The sequence below is a fragment of the Streptomyces sp. NBC_00057 genome, assembly GCF_045041165.1.
In the GTDB taxonomy this organism is placed as follows: Bacteria; Actinomycetota; Actinomycetes; order Streptomycetales; family Streptomycetaceae; genus Streptomyces.
Genome location: NZ_CP108256.1, coordinates 1,095,987 through 1,114,821, shown reverse-complemented (window position 1 = coordinate 1,114,821; position 18,835 = coordinate 1,095,987). Strand labels below are relative to the sequence as shown.

Sequence of the window (18,835 nt, the reverse complement as noted above, 5' to 3'; positions counted from 1 at the left end):
GGGCCGGATGGACCCGCCTATGCATATGAGGAAAATACCTAGAGGGTCTAGGTATTGCTCCGATGGAGGTGTCGGATGGTCCGTGCGGGTGTTCGCGCCGGAGCGGCCCGGGCGGTACGAGGCGACGCAGATGCGGATCGACCCCGCCGTCGCCGCCCAGTCGTCCCCGTACCACCGCACCATCGAGACCACGGGCGCGATGCTGCGCGCCTACGGCCTGGCCGAGCCCGATCTCACGGACGCGGTACGGCTGCTGCGCAGCACCTTCCACGGCTACTGCGCCCTGGAGGCGAGCGGAGGCTTCGGCGCGCCCCGCGACGTGCAGACGTCCTGGGAGCGGTCCGTCGAGGCCCTGCACTTCCTGCTGGAGCACTGGCCGTCCGCGACGAACAAGGGGGAGAACGATGACTGACCGCACGACACCGGCCCGCACCGGCCGTGTGAAGGTGCCCGGAGCGACGCTGTACTACGAGTGCGCGGCGAGGGCCCGCTGCTGCTGATGATGCCCGGCGGGAGCGCCGACGCGGGGATCTACGACCGGATGGCAGCGCAGCTGGCCGACCGGTGGACCGTGGCCGCCTTCGACCCACGGGGATACTCGCGCAGCGTCCTCGACAGGGAGACCGGCGACCGACGAAGCCCGCGCCCTGGCCGAGCGACTCACCGCGCCCCTGGAATCGGCGGCCCGCCTCACCCTGCTCAACGCACTGTCCGCCGCCAGGGGCGAGGTCAGCCCTTCACACCGATCATCGAGACGCTGCGCGGCCTGCTGATGGGCACCGAGATCGGCAACAGCGGGAACATCGCGCTCGCCTGGTGCGTCGGGATGAGCCTGGTCGGCCATCTGTGGGCGCGGTCGGTCTTCAACCGTGACGTCACACACCAGGTAACTCTCCCCCGGAGAAGGCCGGATGGCCGACGCAGTTGTCAACCCTCGTACCGGACAGCACGGTACGAGGGCTGACGAGTGCACCGGCCACGAAACTCGGGCGGCGGTGTTTCTTGGGTCGCCCGTGACGGGTGAGCCGCTATCGCTCCCTTGTCATCGGCCTTTGTCTGCACATAAGTTGGGCGCTTGCGACGTGTCCTACTGTCAGTGGGGGAGCCAAGTCATGGCCGCAAACGGACGGCACCGCAGATATCGGCCCAGCCGGCTCAACCGTGCCTCGCTCACGGTCACCGCCGGCGGTGCGGGCATCGCGCTCCCGCTCATTGCAGCCGCCTCGGCAGGCGCCGCCTCGACGGATGTCTGGGAGAAGGTAGCCGCCTGCGAGTCCACCGGCGACTGGCACATCAACAGTGGCAACGGCTACTTCGGTGGCCTTCAGTTCACCCGGTCGACGTGGGCGGCCTACGGCGGCACGGTCTACGCCCCGCGCGCCGATCTGGCCAGCAAGGACCAGCAGATAGCCATCGCCGAGAAGGTGCTCGAAGGGCAGGGACCCGGCGCCTGGCCGGGCTGCTCGACACGGGCGGGGCTGACCAGTGGCGGGGAAGCCCCCGGCATCAACCCGCAGTCGGAGCGGACCAGCCACGTACAGGCGCCCGGGAAGGCTGCCGCCGGGAAGCCGGAGACGAAGCGGACGTCCACGCCTGCCAAGCCGACCACTGTGCCCGGCCAGCGCGAGTCGTACACCGTGGCCAGTGGTGACTCGCTCTCCACGATCGCGGCGACCGAGCATGTCCGGGGCGGCTGGCAGCACCTGTACGCGGCGAACCGCACGGTCGTGGGGGACGATCCGGATCTCATCTTTCCCGGACAGCGCCTGAGCCTCGATGTGGCCCAGGCACCGAAGGCGGGTTCCGGGACGGGCTCGACGCCGGCCGCGCAGCCGAAGACCGCACCGCACCAGAAGGCGAAGCCGCAGCACCAGACCATCAAGCCGCAGCAGCATCCGGCCACGTCGCAACACCAAGCTGCGAAGCCGCAGCACCAGACCACCAAGCCGCAGCAGCATCCGGCCACGTCGCAACACCAAGCCGCGAAGCCGCAGCACCAGACCACCAAGCCGAAGCAACACCCGAAGAAGACCGAGAGCTACGAGCCGCAGCGGGCGGAGAAGCACTCCGATGGTTTCGTCGCGCCGGTTGCGGCAGGTATCGGTACCCCGTACCACCGGGCCGGTTCCTGGGCCAGTGGCTATCACACCGGTGTCGACTTCCCCGTCCCGACCGGCACTTCGGTGAAGGCGGTCGGCTCCGGCACGGTCGTCTCGGCGGGCTGGGCGGGGGCGTACGGATACCAGATCGTCATTCGGCACAGCGACGGCAAGTACAGCCAGTACGCGCATCTGTCCGCGCTTCATGTGCGTGAGGGCCGACATGTCTCCGCAGGCCAGCGGATTGCGCGCTCGGGCTCCACCGGGAACGTCACCGGTCCGCACCTGCACTTCGAGATCCGTACCGGCCCCGGTTACGGCTCGGACATCGACCCGCTGGCCTACCTCAGGGCGGGCGGCGTCAGCGTCTGAACGACCCCCTGGGGCCCGGCTGTGTCAGCCGGTGCGGCAGGCCCCGCGGACACGCCGCCCCGACGTGCCGCAGTGCCGGTGTGCGATGACCGCCCGGGCCCGAACTCCACCTGCCCGAGGCGACGCTCCAGAGGCATCATCAGAGGCATCACAGGGGCAGCCGAGAACGTTTCCGCGATGGTCTCGACGGCCGCGGCGGGCGTCGGCGGTGCGGGCTCGAGAAGAATGACGACCGTCTGCGTCTCAGCCGGCCGGGCCAGATCCACCGCCGGTTCCGCAATACCTCCGGCGCAGGGCTCCGCGTCCGAGCCCTCCGCGTCCGCCCCGTCGCCCAGAACGTCCGGGTACTCGCTTCCGGTCGGCTGCCCGGCGCGGTGCTCCGCGCCCAGCCGCTCCGTCGTGAGAAGTATCAGCCCGCCCGCGGCGACCACCCCGCAGGCCAGCGCGAGTATGGTGCCCGCCGTACCGTGCCGGAACTGCTCATCGAACATGGTGATGCCGACAGCCGCGGCTATCACCGGGTTCACCACGGTCACCGTGGCCAGCGGCGCGGTCAGCCCGGCGCCCCGGTACGCGGCCTGGGAGAGCAGCAGCCCGGCGGCCGCGAACGTGCCTATCGCCAGCAGCGCAGGCATTCCGGCCCCTGCCGTACCGGAGGTCCACTGTACGGCCACCGTCTTCGTGAACACCGAGGCGATACCGAAAGCGACGCCCGCGGCCCCGGCCAGGATCACGCCCCGTACCACCGGCCGGTGCAAGCCCTTGGAGATCAGGAAGAGCGCTGCGACCGCACCGAGCGTCACGCCGGCGAGCGTCAACTGATCCGGGCCGCTCAGGGTGTGCGACTCGACGTTCCCGGTGAGCGCGAGCAGGCCCGCCAGACCGACGGTCGCCATGATCGCGCCGCGCCATGCGATGGCACCTGCCCGGCGGCGTACGAAGAGTGCCGCCATCGGCAGGGCGAAGACGATGGTCAGCGCACCGAGCGGCTGGACGAGACTGAGCGGACCGCAGGCCAGCGCCACGACATGCAACACCGCGCCCACGCCGTTCAGTGCCACGGCGGCCCACCAGACACGGTTGCGTAAGGGTGCGAGCGAGCGGCCGTCTCCAGCCGTGGCCACGCGCTCCTGGACGATTGCCCCGGCCGCGTAGGCGACCGCGGAGACCAGTGACAGCAGCACGGACAGCGCAAGGGAACTCATGTACACCACGATGTCCCTTCAAAGCCGCTGCGTCGTCGTCCTTGAGGCGGCAATCCTGCGTACTGCCTTGGTAGTACGTGAGTACTCCCAGTGTCCTCCTCCCAGCGGTAGTCCTCCCTCCGGAGGGCCCCGGAGCGATCAACCCGAGGGGTTACGGTGAAGGGCGGGTCGCGGCACTCCGGGTGCCCGCGATGTCACGAGTGGCGGCCGGGGAGCCGAGAAGGGGCAACACGATGGACGAGCCGGCAGCGGCCTCTGTGGGCGGATTCTTCACACTGCGTACCGCTTCACCGCCCGACGGAGCGTACCGCCCGCTGGCACTGTTGTACGCGGGGGAGTCCGCACCGCTCACGGCCCGCATCGACACGGTCGCCACCCGGCTCCGTACCCCTGAGCGCAGAGTCGCCGCCTCCGTCGCACACCTGGGGCTGGCCTCCCGCCTCTGGTCGATCGCACTCGGCCCGGCGGCCGTGACCGGCCGTTTCCCCGATCTCTCGCCCGATGCCCTGCACTGGGACCCACAGCACACCGTCCCCGACGACCTGTGGCTGAGCACCGCCGAATCGCTGCCCGCTACCGCTGCCCGGATTCGGGAAGCCGTGCAGTACGCCCATCTCGTGCCCCTCGCCGAGGCGATCCACCGCGACGGCCACCTGTCGAACGGGCTGCTGTGGGGCAACGCGGGTTCGGCGCTGGCGGGAGCCCTGCGCGAACTGGTCACCTGGGCCCGCACCCACCGCCGCCCCGACGTGTCGGGCCGGGCCCGCGCCCTGGCCGCCGAACTCCTCGACCACCCGGACCTCCGGAACACCGGCGCCCCGCACGACCCGGCGTTCCGCCGCCGCAGTTGCTGCCTGTACTACCGCTGCCCGGGCGGCGGTCTGTGCGGCGACTGCGTCTTCGAGAACGTCTGACACCCGGACGCGCCGGAGCCGGGCGGGAGGCCGGGTCACCCGCCAGGCACCACCTCGACGGAGCCGATGTACTCCTGGGTCTCCTCGTCGGGGAGCCGCACGGCCTGGGCCCAGAAGTAGATCACCAGGCTGAACGCGGCGATGAGCACGACGTCCCACCACAGCGGCACGGCATCGGTCGCACCGCAGGACGCTGACGACGCCGGGCCGGTGCTGCAGAAGCCGCCCTGCCAGGAGATCAGCCCCATGCCCACGAGGTACACCGGCAGCCACTGCGCGGACCGCCAGTCCATGTGCGGAACCTTTGGGTTGAGCTTGAGCAGCGCGGAGCCGCCCAGCAGCAGATAGCCGAGCACGATGGCCACGCCGAGCCGCCACAGGGTGTCCCAGCCCGCCCAGTAGATGATCAGGTTCGAGACGATGAAGGCCACGGGCGCCCAGAACATCCCGGCGGGCAGCCGGTACGGGCGAGGCCGGTCCGGGTCCTGTTTGCGCAGGCATCCGAAGGCGAGCGGCGCCCCCGCGTACATCAGCACACTCGCGGACGTGACGAAGCCGACCAGCTTCTGCCACGTGGGGAACGGCAGGAACACGATGAGGCCGACCACGAACGCGAAGAGCAGGCTGAACCACGGGACGCCGCGCTTGGTGGTGCGCTCGAAGACCGCGGGGACGTAGCCGTTGCGGGACAGGCCGTAGGAGACCCGAGAGGTGGCGGTGGTATAGATCAGGCCCGTACCGGACGGTGACACGACCGCGTCGATGTACAACAGCGTGGCGAGCCAGCCGAGTCCGACGGAGGTGGCGAGCCCGGCGAACGGGCCCGCCTTTCCGCTGAAGGAGAGATTGGCCCAGCCGTGGGCGAACGCGCTGTGCGGCAGGGCGGCGATGAAGACGACCTGAAGTGCCACATAGACGAGGACGCCGATGAGGATGGAGCCGATCACCGCCCGCGGGATGTCCCTGGCCGGGTTACGGCTCTCGCCCGCGAGCTGGTCGGCCTGCTCGAAGCCGAGGAGCGCGAAGATGATGCCGCTGGTGCTGATGGCGGAGAGCACGCCCCCGGCGCCGAAGGGGGCGAAGCCCTGGTAGCCGAAGTTGCCGCTGTGAAAGGTGGTGGCGGCCAGCACGATGATGGTGAAGACGGGGACGGCCACTTTCCACCACGTCGCCACGCTGTTGGTGTGGGCGAGCCATTTGATGCCGAGGAAGTTGACGACGACGAAGAACGCCATGAACGCGACAGCCAGCCCGTACCCCGCGGGTGTCAGGTGATTCTTGCCGGTCTGCAACCAGGGGGCGTGGACGCTGAGATAGTTCAGCGACGCCATGACCTCGATCGGCGCCACGGTGACGGCCTGCAGCCACGAGAACCATCCGAAGGACGCACCGGCGGCACTGCCGAAGGCATAGTGCGGGAAGCGGGCGGTCCCGCCCGCCACCGGGTACATGGCCCCCAGTTCGGCGTGGACGAACGCCAGCACAATGATGGCGAGTGCCCCGATTCCCCAGGAAATGAGCGCCGCCGTGCCGGCTGCCTGCGCGGCGAACAGGGCGCCGAACAGCCAGCCGGACCCGATGATGGACCCCTCCGAGGTCCAGATGAGACCGATCAGCCCGATTTCCCGCTTGAGGCCCGGATTCGTGGGCGCCGTGGGTGCGACCGGCTTGGACATCCGCATGCGGCATGCACCCCTTGTTCCGGTGGGGATGAGGCGTGGGGTGTAGGTCTGCGTCCAGGGGGACCTCAACAGGATGCCCCGATCTTCGTGAATCGTTCCCGGAGCACGCGGAAGTTGCGCCGGTCGGCTCGCACCTGAGGTCGTCGCCCGATGGTGGATCCGAACGACCCGGAGGGGATGTGTCAGTCGTTGTGCGGCGTGGACAGCACCGATCCGTCGATGCGGCCGGTCTGGATGACCGGCCCGTGCTGGACGCCACCGCTGATCACGTTGTGCACGGCGGGTGACGCCTGGTTTCGGGGCGGTTCACCGAGTGAGTCGAGCAGCGAGCGGAGTTCCGCGCGCGCCGATGGATCGGCGCGCAGGAGGGTGTGAAGCCTGTCCCGCCCCTCGGCGGCGACGGCGTTCGTCACCGACTCGTCCTGGGTCTCACGGCCTCTGAGGAGGGAATTCCGCGCCGAGTCCAGAGCGGTGAGCGTATCGCGTGTCCCTGCGCTTCACGTTGCGAGGCCGGCCCCCGGATCCGCGCCGGCAGCGCACCGTCCTGGCCGCGCAGGGACAAGGCCACGGTCTGCCGGGCATCCTCGCGGTACAGCGTGAACAGGGCCCGCCGCACCAGCGCGTATCCGACGAGGTCACGATCGCCGCAGGCCGTTGCCAGGTCCACGGCGCGGTCGGTCCACCACAGGGCGGCTTCCTCGTTTCCGGTTTCCTGCACCAGCCAGCCCACATACTCGGCGTACCGCGAGCCGAGAGCCAGCAGCCCGGAGCGCGTGGCGGGGCCGACGGTGGCTGCCGGCTTCCGTAACGTATGCGTCTGGGCGATGAGTACGGGAAGCAACAGTCCCGGGCTCACGCTCTGGCCGAGGCGCCGATAGTGGGTGAACAGGGATCGCGACGCCTCCAGCACCCCTTGGCCCTCGGCATCCGCCAGAGCCTTCGGGCCATCCGCACCCAAAGTCATGAATGAGCCACAGCTCAGCTGCTCAGCTCGAACTCGGCCCGGATACGCTTGCCCACCGGCACGCGCTCGGCGGTCAGCCGGTCGCACAGCGCCACCACGATCTCCATGCCGTGGCCGCCGGGGCGCGTCGGGTCGGGTGAGTAGAACAGCGGCAAGGCCGTGCTGCTGTCGTACACCGTGACGCTGACGCGCTCCGCGGTGCCCTCCAGCTCCAGCAGATACGGGCCCTGGCTGTAGCGGTCGGCATTGGTGACCAGCTCGCTCACGGCCAGCATCAGATCGCTGCGGGTGCGCTCGCCGAAGACCGCGAGCCACTCCGCGGCCAGCCGGACCAGAAAGCGGTCGGTCAGGGCCCGGGCCTGCGCGATGCAGCCGGGCTCGCCGTCGAACACCTCGGCGCTGTGCAGAACCTCCGTGAGCCGGTCTCCGCAGGGGCGGCCGGCCGGTCGTGAGGTGACCTGTTCGTTCATGTGCTCCAGCCAGGGCGACGCAGGGGTGTTCGATGACAGCTTCTCGACGTTCGCCTACCCGCGACGAACGGTCCCACTCCGGGGAAAATCCGGCAGATCTCAGCTATGGCCGGGCCGCCCGACGAGGGATTCCGCGACGAGCGGTTCAGCAGTGGTGCGCGCGGATACGGCGGGGACGACCGGCAACGTGAAGCGGATACAGGTGCCTTCGGCGGCCTCCGGCTCCAGCCAGATCCGGCCCCCGTGGAACTCCACGATCTTCCGGCACAGGGCCAGACCGATGCCCGTTCCCTCGTACTGCTCCCTGCCGTGCAGACGCTGGAAGATGACGAACACCTTCTGCGAGAACTCCGGCGGGATACCTATGCCGTTGTCCGCCACGGAGAAGTGCCAGTCATCGCCGTCCCGTACGCAGCCGACCGTGATCCGGCACGGTACGTCGGGGCGGCGGAACTTCACCGCGTTGCCGATCAGGTTCTGCCAGACCATGGCGAGCGCCGTCGCGTCCCCGGTCGGTTCGGGCAGCGGGCCCTTCCGAACGACCTCGGCACCGGACTCCTCGACGACCAGCGCGAGATTGGCCAGCGCACGGTCGAGGGAGCGGTCGAGGTCGACCGGCTTCCACTTGTCGTGCACCCGCCCCATACGGGAGAAGGTGAGCAGATCGTTGATCAGCACCTGCATCCGCTCGGCGCCGTCGACCGCGTAGTCGATGTACTGCCGCGCCCGGTCGTCGAGCTCCGCGGCGTACCGCTTCTCCAGAAGCCGGCAGAACGAGGCGACCTTGCGCAGCGGTTCCTGCAGATCGTGCGAGGCGACATAGGCGAACTGTTCCAGTTCGGCATTGGACCGGCGCAGCTCCTGTGCCTGTTCCGCCAGCAGCCTCCCGCGCTCCTGGGATTCGGCGAGCTCCTCGACGATGCGGCGGCGCATGTCCTCCACGGCCGCCGCCACCGCCCGCACGTCGGACGGTCCGTCGACCTCGATCCGGTTACGGAACGCCCCCGAGCTGACCGTGTCCGAGGCGGCGGTCAGCCGGCGCAGCGGCCGGCCCACCATCCGGTTCAGCAGCAGACTCAGCGAGACAACCGCGAGCAGAAAGCCCCCGACCAGCGAGATGAGCACCTGGTCACGGGTGGTGCGGGCGGTGCTCAGATCGGCGCGGGCCCGGTCGCGCGCCACATCGAGATGCGCCTGCTGTGTCGTGTACAGCCGCCGCAGAGTGTCGAATTCGCCCTTGCTCCGCCGGATCGGGGCCGAGGACTCGGACGCCGGGCCGTCCCGGCGGACCGCGGCGACCAGTGGCTCGGCGTGCCGGCTGCGCCACTCCCGCGCGGCTGCGGCGATCCGGTCGAGATCGCGGGCGAAGGGCTGCTCGTCCCCGACGAGGGCACGCACCTCGGCCAGCCGCAGCTTCTCGTCCCGCATCCCCGCCTCGTACGGCCGTAGGAAGGTCGAGTCACCGGTGAGCGCGTATCCGCGAACCCCGGTCTCCTGGTCCAGCAGGGTGTTCTGCAACTGGAAGGACGACGAGCGGGCGGGCTGGATGCGGTCCACCAGTTCGGTGGTGCGGTCGGATATCCGGGACAGCACCAGGCCACCGACGGTCAGCTCGGCGCAGACGACCAGTACGAAGACGGCGAGAATCAGATGGACCCAGCTCTGGACCGACAGGCGTGAGGCGAGGCCGCGTCGACGGGCCGGCGATGCGTCCCGGCCGCTCATCGCGGATCCCCCCGTCCCCAGCCCAGATGGAGCACGGCCACGTCGTCGGCGAGACCGCCGTACGGGGACGCGGCCCCGGCGGCCTCGTCGACCAGGGCGTCCACAAAGGCGCGGGCCGCCAGCGCCCCGTGCCTGCGGGCCATGGCGAGCAGCCCGTCCTCGCCCAGCCGGGAACCAGGCCCCGTGCGCCCCTCGAAGAGGCCGTCCGTGAAGAGGACGATCCGGCCGTCCCCGGGCAGGGACAGCTCCGAGACGCTCCACCGCCCCGCCCCCGGGAGCAGCCCCAGGGCCATTCCGGACTCAGGCTCGACCCGGCTCACCCGGGCACCGCTGCGCAGCAGCAGCCCGGGGTGACCGGCCCGCACCACCCGCACCCGACGGCGGTCCGGCGCGAAGGACAGTGAGGTGACGGTGGCGAAGACATGCGGGTCGGAACGTTCGGCGACCAGGATCTCCTCCAGTAGCCCGACCTGTTCGAGCTGGCCGGTGGCGCACAACACCGCGGTGCGCCAGGCCACCCTCAGACAGACACCCAGCGCCGCCTCCGCCGCCCCGTGACCCGACACGTCGCCGATCACCGCGTGCACCGTGCCGTCGGACGTCTGCACCACGTCGTAGAAGTCACCGCTGAGCAGGGCGTGCGCCCGGCCCGGTGCGTATCGCGCCACCGCTTCGAAGGAGTCGTCGCGTAGCAGGGGCACGGGCAGCAGCCCGCGTTCGAGGCGGGCGTTCTCCTGCGCCACCAGCCGGTTGGCACGCAGCGCCGCGGCGGCGCGCTCGACCTGCTTGCGCTGGAGGGCGTACCGGACCGAGCGGCCCAGCGCCTCCGGATCCAGCCGCCCCTTGACGAGATAGTCCTGGGCGCCGGTCGCCACGGCCGACAGGCCCGTATCGGCCTCGGCCCTGCCGGTCAGCACCACAATGGCCGCATCGGGCGCCGACTCGACGATCTGGGTGACGGCGTCCAGGCCGTACACATCGGACAGGTGCAGATCGAGCAGTACGCAGCACGGGGTCCGACAGCCGGCCAGGAACCGGCGCGCCTCCGCGAGCGTCCTGCACCAGGTCGGCGCGGAGTCCAGTTCGCTGTCCGCGAGCATCTCCTCGACGAGGAGCGCATCACCGGCGTCGTCCTCGACCAGCAGGATCACGGCATCGACGTCCCACACCGAACCGTTGCCGAGACTGTCGCCGACCGGCACAAGTCTGTTCTGTACGGGGACGGCGGCCGGGCGCACAGGCTGCGCCGGAGGGCCGCCCGCAGGGAGTTCGGCCACTCTCCACCCCCTTGTACGGACGGCACAGCTCAACCCTGGCCGTATCGCACGGAAGCATATGTGACCGATCCGTGGCGGAGCCGTCGGGGCGGAGGGCCGCAGCCATGCACACATGCGCCCGCGAACTGCGGTGAACCACTGTGAAGTCACGCGAACGGAGCAGCATCCGGTGCATGGCAGACTTGATCGGGGCGTTCGGCCCGGCAGGACCACGTATGGCGGTCGGCGCCACGAGTGACAAGCGACAGAGGAACGGCAATGACGGTGACAGAGGACAGCCCGGAGCTCGCTCCCGGTACTGAGGAGTTCGGTCCCGGTATCGACCCGGAGCGGCTGGCCGTCTGCCTGAGCGTGCTCGACGAACTCGACAACATCGAGGTCGACCACCCCGACGCCATCGCCGTGCGCCGCGCCACGGCCGGGATCTACCGGACCGTGAAGCAGCGCCGCCGTCAGGAGCGCCGCGCCGCCAAAACCGCGCACGACAAGGCTGTCACCGAGGCCACCGCGACCGGCTCGGCCGACCGCATCGACGACGAGACCCAGGGGGTCCTGCCGTCGTCCTCGGCCCGTGCCGAGATCGCGGGCGTTCTCCAGCGGCCCCGGTCCTGCTACATCTGCAAGACCAGGTACGTCGAGGTGGACGCGTTCTACCACCAGCTCTGCCAGCAGTGCGCCAAGGAGAACCGCTCGCGCCGCGACGCACGGACCGACCTCACCGGCCGGCGCGCGCTCCTCACCGGCGGCCGCGCGAAGATCGGCATGTACATCGCGCTGCGGCTGCTGCGCGACGGTGCGCACACCACCATTACCACCCGTTTCCCCAACGACGCGATCCGCCGTTTCAAGGCGATGCCGGACAGCGACGAGTGGATCCACCGGCTGAAGATCGTCGGCATCGATCTGCGCGACCCCGCCCAGGTCGTCGCGCTCGCCGACTCGGTCGCGGCCGAGGGGCCGCTGGACATTCTGATCAACAACGCGGCGCAGACCGTGCGCCGCTCCGCGAACGCGTACAGCGAACTGGTCAACGCCGAGTCCGCCCCGCTCCCGGCGGGCGAGCTGCCTGCCGCCGAGGTCATCGGCACCTTCGGCAGCGGCACCGTCGACCGTGTCGCGGCCCTCCCGGCTGCCCGCAAGGAAGGCCTGAGCGCGCAGGACGTCACCGAGCTCGCCCTGGTCACCGGGTCCGCCTCCCTGGAGCGGATCGCCGCCGGAACGGCGATCGACGCCGGCGGTCTCGTACCCGACCTGCATGACACCAACAGCTGGATCCAGACCGTCGAAGAGGTCGAACCGATCGAGCTGCTGGAAGTCCAGCTCTGCAACTCCACCGCACCCTTCATCCTGATCAGCCGGCTCCGCCCGGCGATGGCGGCGACCGCCGCCAAGCGCGCCTATGTGGTCAACGTCTCCGCGATGGAGGGCGTGTTCAGTCGTGGTTACAAGGGCGCGGGCCACCCGCACACCAACATGGCCAAGGCCGCGCTGAACATGCTCACCCGCACCAGCGCCCAGGAGATGTTCGAGAAGGACGGCATCCTGATGACCGCCGTCGACACCGGCTGGATCACCGACGAGCGCCCGCACCCCGACAAGATCCGCCTCGCCGAAGAGGGCTTCCACGCCCCGCTCGACCTGGTCGACGGCGCCGCCCGCGTCTACGACCCGATCGTGCGCGGCGAGGAGGGCGAGAACCTGTACGGCTGCTTCCTCAAGGACTACGCGCCCGCCAACTGGTAGCCAACCGGTGGCGCAGCGTTCGTGCGGCGCCGTGGACCCGGCCCGCGACTCGTTCCCGGCCGGGTCTTTTCCGTACTCGATGGCCGAAAGTGACCTAGTGCACACATTCCATCGAGCGGGATCGCGCTCATTTGGTTAATCTGATGCGAACGGACGTCATCGAGGAGTCCACAAAACCTCCTCGACCGTCCTGGGACAGACTTGCAACCAAGTCGCCGTCCCGCCCCGTACCCGGCGCCACCGCGACCGAACCGATCTTGCCCCTGCCCCTCGCGGGTGGTCGACTCCCGGTATTGAGGCCGGGGCGTCGGCGACGCCCGGGGTTACGCGACACAAAGGAGTGCGCGGTGACGACACCAGAACTGACGAAGCGCGAGAAGCGACCCGCCGAACGGAACGGAGAGCGGGCCCGCGGGCCCGAGAAGCTCCGGAACATCGAGGTCTGGGCCAGGTCCGCGCCGATCCGGCTGGCCGGCTACGAGGACGACCTCGCCGAGCCGCACATCCTGCCCAGCGTCGACTGACCGCTTCTCACCTTCACACCTTCACACCCGAACTCCGGCCCGCACCCCGCGAGGGGTGGGCCGGAGCTCGGGTGTTCGGGGGCGTCCGCTGTTCGGGAACTGGGCACCGCCAGGGACGGCAACGTTGTCGCACGCGGACGCGGACAGCAGGCCGCCACCGTCCGACGCTCGCTCACCTTCGGTGTCCCGCGGTGACCGGGTCACCCTGCTCGGCCACGTCCGGCCGCTCAGCCGGCGCACCCCGGGCGGCTCGCTGGTGATCGACGTACCGGCGGCGGCCCTCAGGAGCGGGAAGCACGCCTGGGTGTTCAAGATCGCCTGGTTGGGCTGAGCCAGGAGGGACCGAGCGATACGGGGGGCATGAAGTCCCGCACATAGGTGCGGTGCCACCAGCGTCCCGTGGCCCGCAGTTCGCGCCAGGTCGTGTACCGGTAGTGGTACAGCCTGGCGCGGACATGTGTGGGCGGGGTCCCCGGGAACGGGTTGTGACGCAGCAGCCGCAGCGTGTCCCGGTCGTTCTCCAGCAGCCGCTCCACGAACTGGCCGAACCAGGGGCCCGCGTACGCGGGGGAGAGCGCCGCGAACCACATCAGCCAGTCGAGCCGCAGATGGTACGGGGCGAACTGGCGGGGCAGCCGGCGCGGATCGCCCGGCTTGCCGCGGAAGCCGTACTCCTGCCAGACCGTGCCGTCGTGGAGCACCTGCTCGTCGGTGCCCTCGACCACCACCTCCAGCCGGACCCGGCTGATGCTGCCGAACGCGCCGTAGGTATTGACCAGATGCAGCGGGTCGAACGAGCGGTTCATCACCTGGCGGCGGGAGACCAGATTGTGCGCCGGGCGGTAGCTGAGGAACACGACCAGCGCGGTGACCGCGATGACGACGATCTCGTACCAGAGCGGCGGCGCGGACTGCGCGGGCGGCTCGGTGAACAGGGACCAGTCGACGGCGGACAGGGCGAGAGTGATCGTCACCCAGTTCAGCCAGGCGAAGTTCCCCGAGACGACCAGCCACAGCTGGGTGACGATCATCAGCCCCGCGGCCGCGCTCGCCACCGGCTGTGGAGTGAAGAGGAGCACCGGCACCAGGAGTTGAGTGACATGGTTGGCCGCCACCTCGGCCCGGTGGACGGGCCTCGGCAGCCGGTGGAAGAACCAGCTCAGCGGTCCCGGCATCGGCTGGGTCTCGTGGTGGAAGTACAGACACGTCAGCTTGCGCCAGCACTCGTCGCCGCGGATCTTGATCAGCCCGGCGCCGAACTCCACCCGGAACAGCACCCAGCGCAGCAGCCACAGCACCAGCACGGGCGGCGCCGTGTCCGCGTTGCCGAGAAAGACGGCGAGGAAGCCGGTCTCCAGCAGCAGGGACTCCCAGCCGAAGCCGTACCACGTCTGGCCGACCTGGACGATCGACAGATAGAGCGCCCACGGCAGTGCCCAGAGAACCATCGCCGCCCAGAGCGGAACATACGCGTCCACGCCCGCGATCAGTGCGACGGCGAGCGCGCAGCCGGTCCAGCAGACGAGGGCGAAGAAGCGGTCGGAGTAGTGGAGCCGGAAGAGGCCGGGCGCGCTGCGCCAGTCCGTACGCCGCAGGAAATCCGGTACGGGCAGCATGCCGCGTTCGCCGATCAACGCCCGGAACTGGAGCGCGGCGGTGAGAAACGCGACCAGATAGATGCCGGCCAGAGCCCGCTGGAAGATCAGCCGGCTGAGCCAGTACCCGTCTGCGGTGAACCACTCCATCGTTTCCAGTATCGGTCCGGTGACGCGGCTCGGCCCTTCAGGCCCGTGCTCACCGGCCTTCGGTGACGATCCGGCGCAGCGTGGTGCCGAGCCTGCGGGCGTACCACCGCTGGATCACCGGTACGACGGGCCCCGCGAGCCGGGTGTGCCAGGCGGCCGGGCGGCTGAACGCCATGACGGTGAACCACACCGCCCCGTCGTCCGCGAGCTCCACCATGAAGCACTCCTCGCCGCACTCGGGGTGCCGGACCAGCGTCCCGTAGGCGAATCCGATGCGGTCCTTCTCGTACGCGGCCCAGACGACCCGGCAGGGTGCGGTGAACCGGAACGGGCCGATGCCCAGCGACACCCGAACCGAGACCCCGGCCTCGGCGCGGGCCGCCGACGCGCGGACCCCGGCTCCGCTGGTGCGATGCATGCGCCATTCGGTGACCGCCGCGCCCGCTGCCTCGAAGTCGGCCCGGCCGCGCCCGACCCGGGTCCGGTGGTGGAGGTGGTGGTAGCCGTCGGGAAGCGGGCCGAGGCGAGTGGCTCCGACCTCGGGGTAGGTGAAAGTGCTCATGCGGTCCTGTCCTCGTGATCGGTGTGGTTCCGGATCCTGCGCCAGGCGAGCACGGAGCAGAGTGCGAAGCCCAGTGCGTTGCCGAGACCGTGGGTGGCAGCCATCCACGTCAGCGTGGGGTGAGGGAGCCCGGTGGCCTCGCCCAGCGCCCAGCTCAGCGCGAGCACCATGGTGACCACGAGCACGGCGGACGAGGTGGCGAGCAGCAGCCGCGTGATCCGGTCCCGTTGCCTGCCGCGGATCGATCGCCAGGTGAGCAGGGCGACGGTCCACATGCCCGCTGTCAGAACGGCTGCCCCGGCCAACTCGGCCCAGTCCCCGATGAAGTAGCCGATCAGGACGAGCAGGGTGCCCAGCGGCACGCTCAGCGCAGCGAACCTGCCTGCGGCACTGTCGGCGATCCGGCAGACGAGCCCCGAGACCAGCGCGGCGGCGAATCCGGCGAAGTGGAAGTGCGGCACGGTCAGTGCCAGGATGCCGAGCCCGAAGCCGAAGAGTGCGTGCCCCGAGCGTTCGGCGACCAGCGCGATGGCGGCGATCGAAGGGGTGACCAGGGCGGTGAGCAGGGCGATCTCGGCGGGTGCTCCGGACGTCGAGAGATTACGGAGCAGCCGGGGCGGGGCGTGCAGCGCGAGGAGTACGGCCCCGAGCGCGTAGCAGGCCGCCAGGGCGGTGGCTGCCGCGCCGCGCGGCAACCACAGGGAGACGGCGCCGGGGACGGCGAAAAGCGGCCACAGGCGCCGCATCCGGTCCAGCTCGGGCGCACCGGCCAGCCGCAGCCCCACCGGGACCACCACCAGCATGCCCAGCATCACGATCAGACCGACCAGCACCGACATGGCCATCCCCCGACTTGAACGTATTCAACTCTGGTCGGTGCCGACTCTACGAGTTTTCTTGAACGCGTTCAAGACGGCTTGCGGGGAGGGGCTGGGAGAGGGGGCACGGCCCGATGGCAGGATGCCCGGCATGGAGATCATTCCCGGACGAGGCGTCGACCTCGTCACGATCGGCGACCACCGGACCCGGGTCGAGGAGCGGATCGGGCCGCCGCACAACGGCCCCGACACCGGCTGCGCCGTCTACGCCACCACACCGGCGCTGGTGATCACCTACGCGCCCGACGACACCGTCGAACTCGTCGAGGTCGGATACAGCGGGCAGGGCGGTGAGGCCGAGGCGAGTTACGACGGAATCCAGCTGACTCACCGGCTGATCGACGACGTCGTCGCCGAACTGCACGCCAAGGGGTACACCAGCACGCCGTGCGACGTCGGCCACGACTTCCATGCCGGATTCTCCGTCTGGTCCATGCGCGTGCTGGAGGCGCGCGAGGTGGACCCGACGGCCGGAGCGGACGACCCGCGGTGCGTTGTCGAGGGGGTGTCCGTGGCGCCGTACAGCTGCTTCAGCGGAGAGTAGCGTGCGGCGCCGGACCTCACAGCACTCCCCGGCGCCACTCCCGTACCAGCAGCCAGCCGAGGTACACACCCCCGATGGCCATCGTGTAGATACCGACGGGCAGGTTGTCGAACAGCGGCAGTTGCTGGGCGCAGAGATCCGCGATCACCAGCAGCAGCGCGCCGGTCAGCGCCGACAGCAACAGGTGCGGGCCGGAGACCCGGGTGATCCGCTTGGCGATCTGCGGAGCCGTCAGAGAGATGAACGCGATGGGTCCGGCGACACTGACGGCGCCCGCCGAGAGCACGATCGCCAGCACGATGGCGATCGTCTTCGTGCTGCGGGGCTCGGACCCGAGTGCGCCCGCGATGTCGTCGCCCATCTCCCCGATGTCCAGCCGGCGCGCGATCAGGGCGGTGAGCGGGGCCACGATCAGCAGCACCAGCCAGATCGTGGTGGCGTCGTCCCAGGACCGCGCCGACAGGCTGCCGTTGACGTAGGCGGTGAGGACGGCGGCCCGGTCGCGCTCCATGGCGTAGACGACGTACTGGGTGACCGCCGTGCCGATCGCGGCGACACCGATCCCGGCGATGACGAGCCGTGCGGGGTTACGGAACCCGGTGCCGGTCGACACATGGACCAGCACCATGGCGAGGACGGCACCGAGCAGTGCGCCGAGGGCCACCGGCACGGTGTCCGGGAACATCAGCGCGGTGATCGCGGCGCCGGCGCCCGCGCCGGACGCCAGCCCGATCACATCCGGGCTGCCGAGCGGATTGCGGGTGACGGACTGGAACAGTGCCCCGGAAAGACCGAGGGCTCCGCCGGTGCCTATGGCGACCACCAGACGCGGGCCGCGCAGGCGTTCCAGGACGAACGCGTTCTTGCCCTCGGCCCCGCCCGTCAGCGCCGCGGTGAGATCGGTGAGCGGAATGCCCAGCCGCCCGAGCGACAGCGTGGCGACGGCAGCCACCACGAGCAGCACGAACAGCACGAGTGCCGTCAACAGGGACACTCGCCGGAACGGCAACGCCACCGTCCTGCCGATCGTCAGGAACATCCTGGGCGAGACGGTACGGAATCCGGCCTGATGCGACGTCATGCGTTCCCCCTCATCCTGCGTACGGCAATGAGCAGTGCGGGCGCTCCGATGAACGCTGTCACGACACCGACCATCAGTTCCTGCGGGCGCATGACCACCCGCCCCACGACATCCGCGAGGAGCAGCAGAGCGGGACCGGCCAACGCCGAGAAGAGGATCTGCACACGGAAGTCGACACCGACCAGGGCCCGCACCACATGCGGAACGGCCAGGCCGACGAAGGCGATCGGGCCGACCGCCGCAGTTGCCGCGGCGCTCAGCAGCGTGGCCGAGAGCAGCCCGCCCGCCCGGACCAGGGCCGGGTTCGCCCCGAGGGACGCCGCGGTCGAGTCACCGAGTGCGAGCGTGTTGAGGCCGGGCCCCAGCACCGCGGCTATCACCAGTCCGACCACAGCGAAGGGCAGAACCGAAAGGAAGACGTCGAAGTCCCTGCCGCCGAGCGCGCCGACGACCCAGTACCGGTAGCTGTCGAACACCTGCGGCCGGCTCAGGGTCACTGCCTGGATGAACGCCATCAGCACGGCGGAGAGCACCGCACCGGCGAGCACGAGCCGCACCAGTCCGCTGCCCGAACCCGCCGATCCGATCGCATGGACGAGCAGACCGGCGATCAGCGCACCGGGCAGTGCCCACCACATGGTGTCGGTAGTGCCCGAGGCCCCCAGGAAGGCCGTCGCGGCGACGATGCTCGCCGAGGCGCCCGCGTTGATCCCGAGGAGACCGGGATCGGCCAGCGGATTGCGGGTCACGCCCTGCATGAGCGTGCCCGCGACGGCCAGACAGAGACCGGCGAGTATCCCGAGCGCGGTCCTCGGATAGCGGCTCTCGACGATGGCGGTGACATTCGGATCGGCGGTGCCGGACAGGACGTGCAGCACATCGCTGAACGAGGTGGTCCGGCTGCCGAACATGATGCTCGCGAATACGGCGAGGACGAGGACGACGACTGCGATGACGAGGGAATACACCCGTCGAGCGGTGCCGGCCCGTGAGGTTCCGGCACCGCTCGGCGGTGCGTGCGTGGTGGTGGCCATGTGGGTGGTGGCCGGC

Annotated in this window: 18 protein-coding genes and 2 pseudogenes; 8 read left to right on the top strand and 12 right to left on the bottom strand. The window is 70.1% G+C overall.

The genetic code is table 11. The features are described from left to right. Positions 1 to 85: 85 nt before the first annotated feature. The 3 genes and pseudogenes from OG953_RS05610 to OG953_RS05600 form a co-directional block, all read left to right on the top strand. Positions 86 to 412 (top strand): annotated as a pseudogene (locus OG953_RS05610) (TetR-like C-terminal domain-containing protein); the annotation flags it as partial. 318 nt (positions 413 to 730) lie between these two features. Continuing rightward, positions 731 to 874: pseudogene (locus OG953_RS05605) on the top strand (ABC transporter permease); the annotation flags it as partial. 238 nt (positions 875 to 1,112) lie between these two features. Then, positions 1,113 to 2,471: a peptidoglycan DD-metalloendopeptidase family protein gene (locus OG953_RS05600; protein WP_405682831.1), complete on the top strand. Its 1,359-nt coding sequence runs from the start codon at positions 1,113 to 1,115 to the stop codon at positions 2,469 to 2,471. Here the strand turns inward: OG953_RS05600 and OG953_RS05595 are convergent. After that, a complete protein-coding gene (locus OG953_RS05595) occupies positions 2,441 to 3,685 on the bottom strand; it encodes a DMT family transporter (protein WP_405682830.1) in 1,245 nt (414 codons plus the stop codon). The genes OG953_RS05600 and OG953_RS05595 overlap by 31 nt on opposite strands. Before the next feature lie 224 nt (positions 3,686 to 3,909). Here OG953_RS05595 and OG953_RS05590 point away from each other — a divergent pair, with 224 nt between their 5' ends. Then, entirely contained in the window at positions 3,910 to 4,590 is a 681-nt protein-coding gene (locus OG953_RS05590; RefSeq protein WP_405682829.1) for a (2Fe-2S)-binding protein, read from the top strand. A 35-nt stretch (positions 4,591 to 4,625) separates the two neighbouring features. Here OG953_RS05590 and OG953_RS05585 read toward each other — a convergent pair whose 3' ends face one another. The 6 genes from OG953_RS05585 to OG953_RS05560 form a co-directional block, all read right to left on the bottom strand. Beyond that, on the bottom strand, positions 4,626 to 6,272 hold the full coding sequence (locus OG953_RS05585; RefSeq protein ID WP_405682828.1) for an APC family permease: 1,647 nt from the start codon (positions 6,270 to 6,272) through the stop codon (positions 4,626 to 4,628). A 182-nt stretch (positions 6,273 to 6,454) separates the two neighbouring features. Next, entirely contained in the window at positions 6,455 to 6,685 is a 231-nt protein-coding gene (locus tag OG953_RS05580; protein ID WP_405682827.1) for a hypothetical protein, read from the bottom strand. Then, positions 6,682 to 7,236 (bottom strand): hypothetical protein, encoded by a 555-nt coding sequence (locus OG953_RS05575; protein WP_405682825.1) that lies wholly within the window; start codon positions 7,234 to 7,236, stop codon positions 6,682 to 6,684. The genes OG953_RS05580 and OG953_RS05575 overlap by 4 nt, the downstream gene beginning before the upstream one ends. Positions 7,237 to 7,250: 14 nt before the next feature. Next, a complete protein-coding gene (locus OG953_RS05570) occupies positions 7,251 to 7,706 on the bottom strand; it encodes an ATP-binding protein (RefSeq protein WP_405682824.1) in 456 nt (151 codons plus the stop codon). Positions 7,707 to 7,805: 99 nt separating this feature from the next. Then, entirely contained in the window at positions 7,806 to 9,431 is a 1,626-nt protein-coding gene (locus OG953_RS05565; protein WP_405682823.1) for an ATP-binding protein, read from the bottom strand. After that, complete coding sequence (locus OG953_RS05560) at positions 9,428 to 10,708, bottom strand: PP2C family protein-serine/threonine phosphatase (protein WP_405682822.1); 1,281 nt, start codon at positions 10,706 to 10,708, stop codon at positions 9,428 to 9,430. The genes OG953_RS05565 and OG953_RS05560 overlap by 4 nt, the downstream gene beginning before the upstream one ends. A gap of 258 nt (positions 10,709 to 10,966) precedes the next feature. On the opposite strand from OG953_RS05560, the gene OG953_RS05555 reads away from it, so the two are divergent. The 3 genes from OG953_RS05555 (at position 10,967) to OG953_RS05545 (ending at position 13,306) form a co-directional block, all read left to right on the top strand. Beyond that, complete coding sequence (locus tag OG953_RS05555) at positions 10,967 to 12,451, top strand: SDR family NAD(P)-dependent oxidoreductase (protein ID WP_405682821.1); 1,485 nt, start codon at positions 10,967 to 10,969, stop codon at positions 12,449 to 12,451. A gap of 347 nt (positions 12,452 to 12,798) precedes the next feature. Continuing rightward, the gene (locus OG953_RS05550) at positions 12,799 to 12,975 is read left to right on the top strand and encodes a hypothetical protein (RefSeq protein ID WP_405682819.1); all 177 of its coding nucleotides are present in this window, start codon (positions 12,799 to 12,801) and stop codon (positions 12,973 to 12,975) included. A 124-nt stretch (positions 12,976 to 13,099) separates the two neighbouring features. Continuing rightward, positions 13,100 to 13,306, top strand: coding sequence for a hypothetical protein (locus OG953_RS05545; protein WP_405682817.1), 207 nt, complete (start codon positions 13,100 to 13,102; stop codon positions 13,304 to 13,306). Here the strand turns inward: OG953_RS05545 and OG953_RS05540 are convergent. The 3 genes from OG953_RS05540 to OG953_RS05530 are packed head-to-tail and all read right to left on the bottom strand — an operon-like array spanning position 13,284 to position 16,121. Beyond that, complete coding sequence (locus OG953_RS05540; protein ID WP_405682816.1) at positions 13,284 to 14,720, bottom strand: lipase maturation factor family protein; 1,437 nt, start codon at positions 14,718 to 14,720, stop codon at positions 13,284 to 13,286. The two genes, OG953_RS05545 and OG953_RS05540, sit on opposite strands and share 23 nt — an antisense overlap. 49 nt (positions 14,721 to 14,769) lie before the next feature. Further along, positions 14,770 to 15,282, bottom strand: coding sequence for a DUF1990 family protein (locus OG953_RS05535; protein ID WP_405682815.1), 513 nt, complete (start codon positions 15,280 to 15,282; stop codon positions 14,770 to 14,772). Continuing rightward, positions 15,279 to 16,121, bottom strand: coding sequence for a YndJ family protein (locus tag OG953_RS05530; RefSeq protein WP_405691655.1), 843 nt, complete (start codon positions 16,119 to 16,121; stop codon positions 15,279 to 15,281). Before OG953_RS05530 ends, OG953_RS05535 begins: the two co-directional genes overlap by 4 nt. A gap of 130 nt (positions 16,122 to 16,251) precedes the next feature. On the opposite strand from OG953_RS05530, the gene OG953_RS05525 reads away from it, so the two are divergent. Next, on the top strand, positions 16,252 to 16,704 hold the full coding sequence (locus OG953_RS05525; RefSeq protein ID WP_405682814.1) for a hypothetical protein: 453 nt from the start codon (positions 16,252 to 16,254) through the stop codon (positions 16,702 to 16,704). A gap of 16 nt (positions 16,705 to 16,720) precedes the next feature. Here OG953_RS05525 and OG953_RS05520 read toward each other — a convergent pair whose 3' ends face one another. Then, the gene (locus tag OG953_RS05520; protein WP_405682813.1) at positions 16,721 to 17,785 is read right to left on the bottom strand and encodes a FecCD family ABC transporter permease; all 1,065 of its coding nucleotides are present in this window, start codon (positions 17,783 to 17,785) and stop codon (positions 16,721 to 16,723) included. Continuing rightward, the gene (locus OG953_RS05515; RefSeq protein ID WP_405682811.1) at positions 17,782 to 18,819 is read right to left on the bottom strand and encodes a FecCD family ABC transporter permease; all 1,038 of its coding nucleotides are present in this window, start codon (positions 18,817 to 18,819) and stop codon (positions 17,782 to 17,784) included. The genes OG953_RS05520 and OG953_RS05515 overlap by 4 nt, the downstream gene beginning before the upstream one ends. Positions 18,820 to 18,835: the final 16 nt, after the last annotated feature.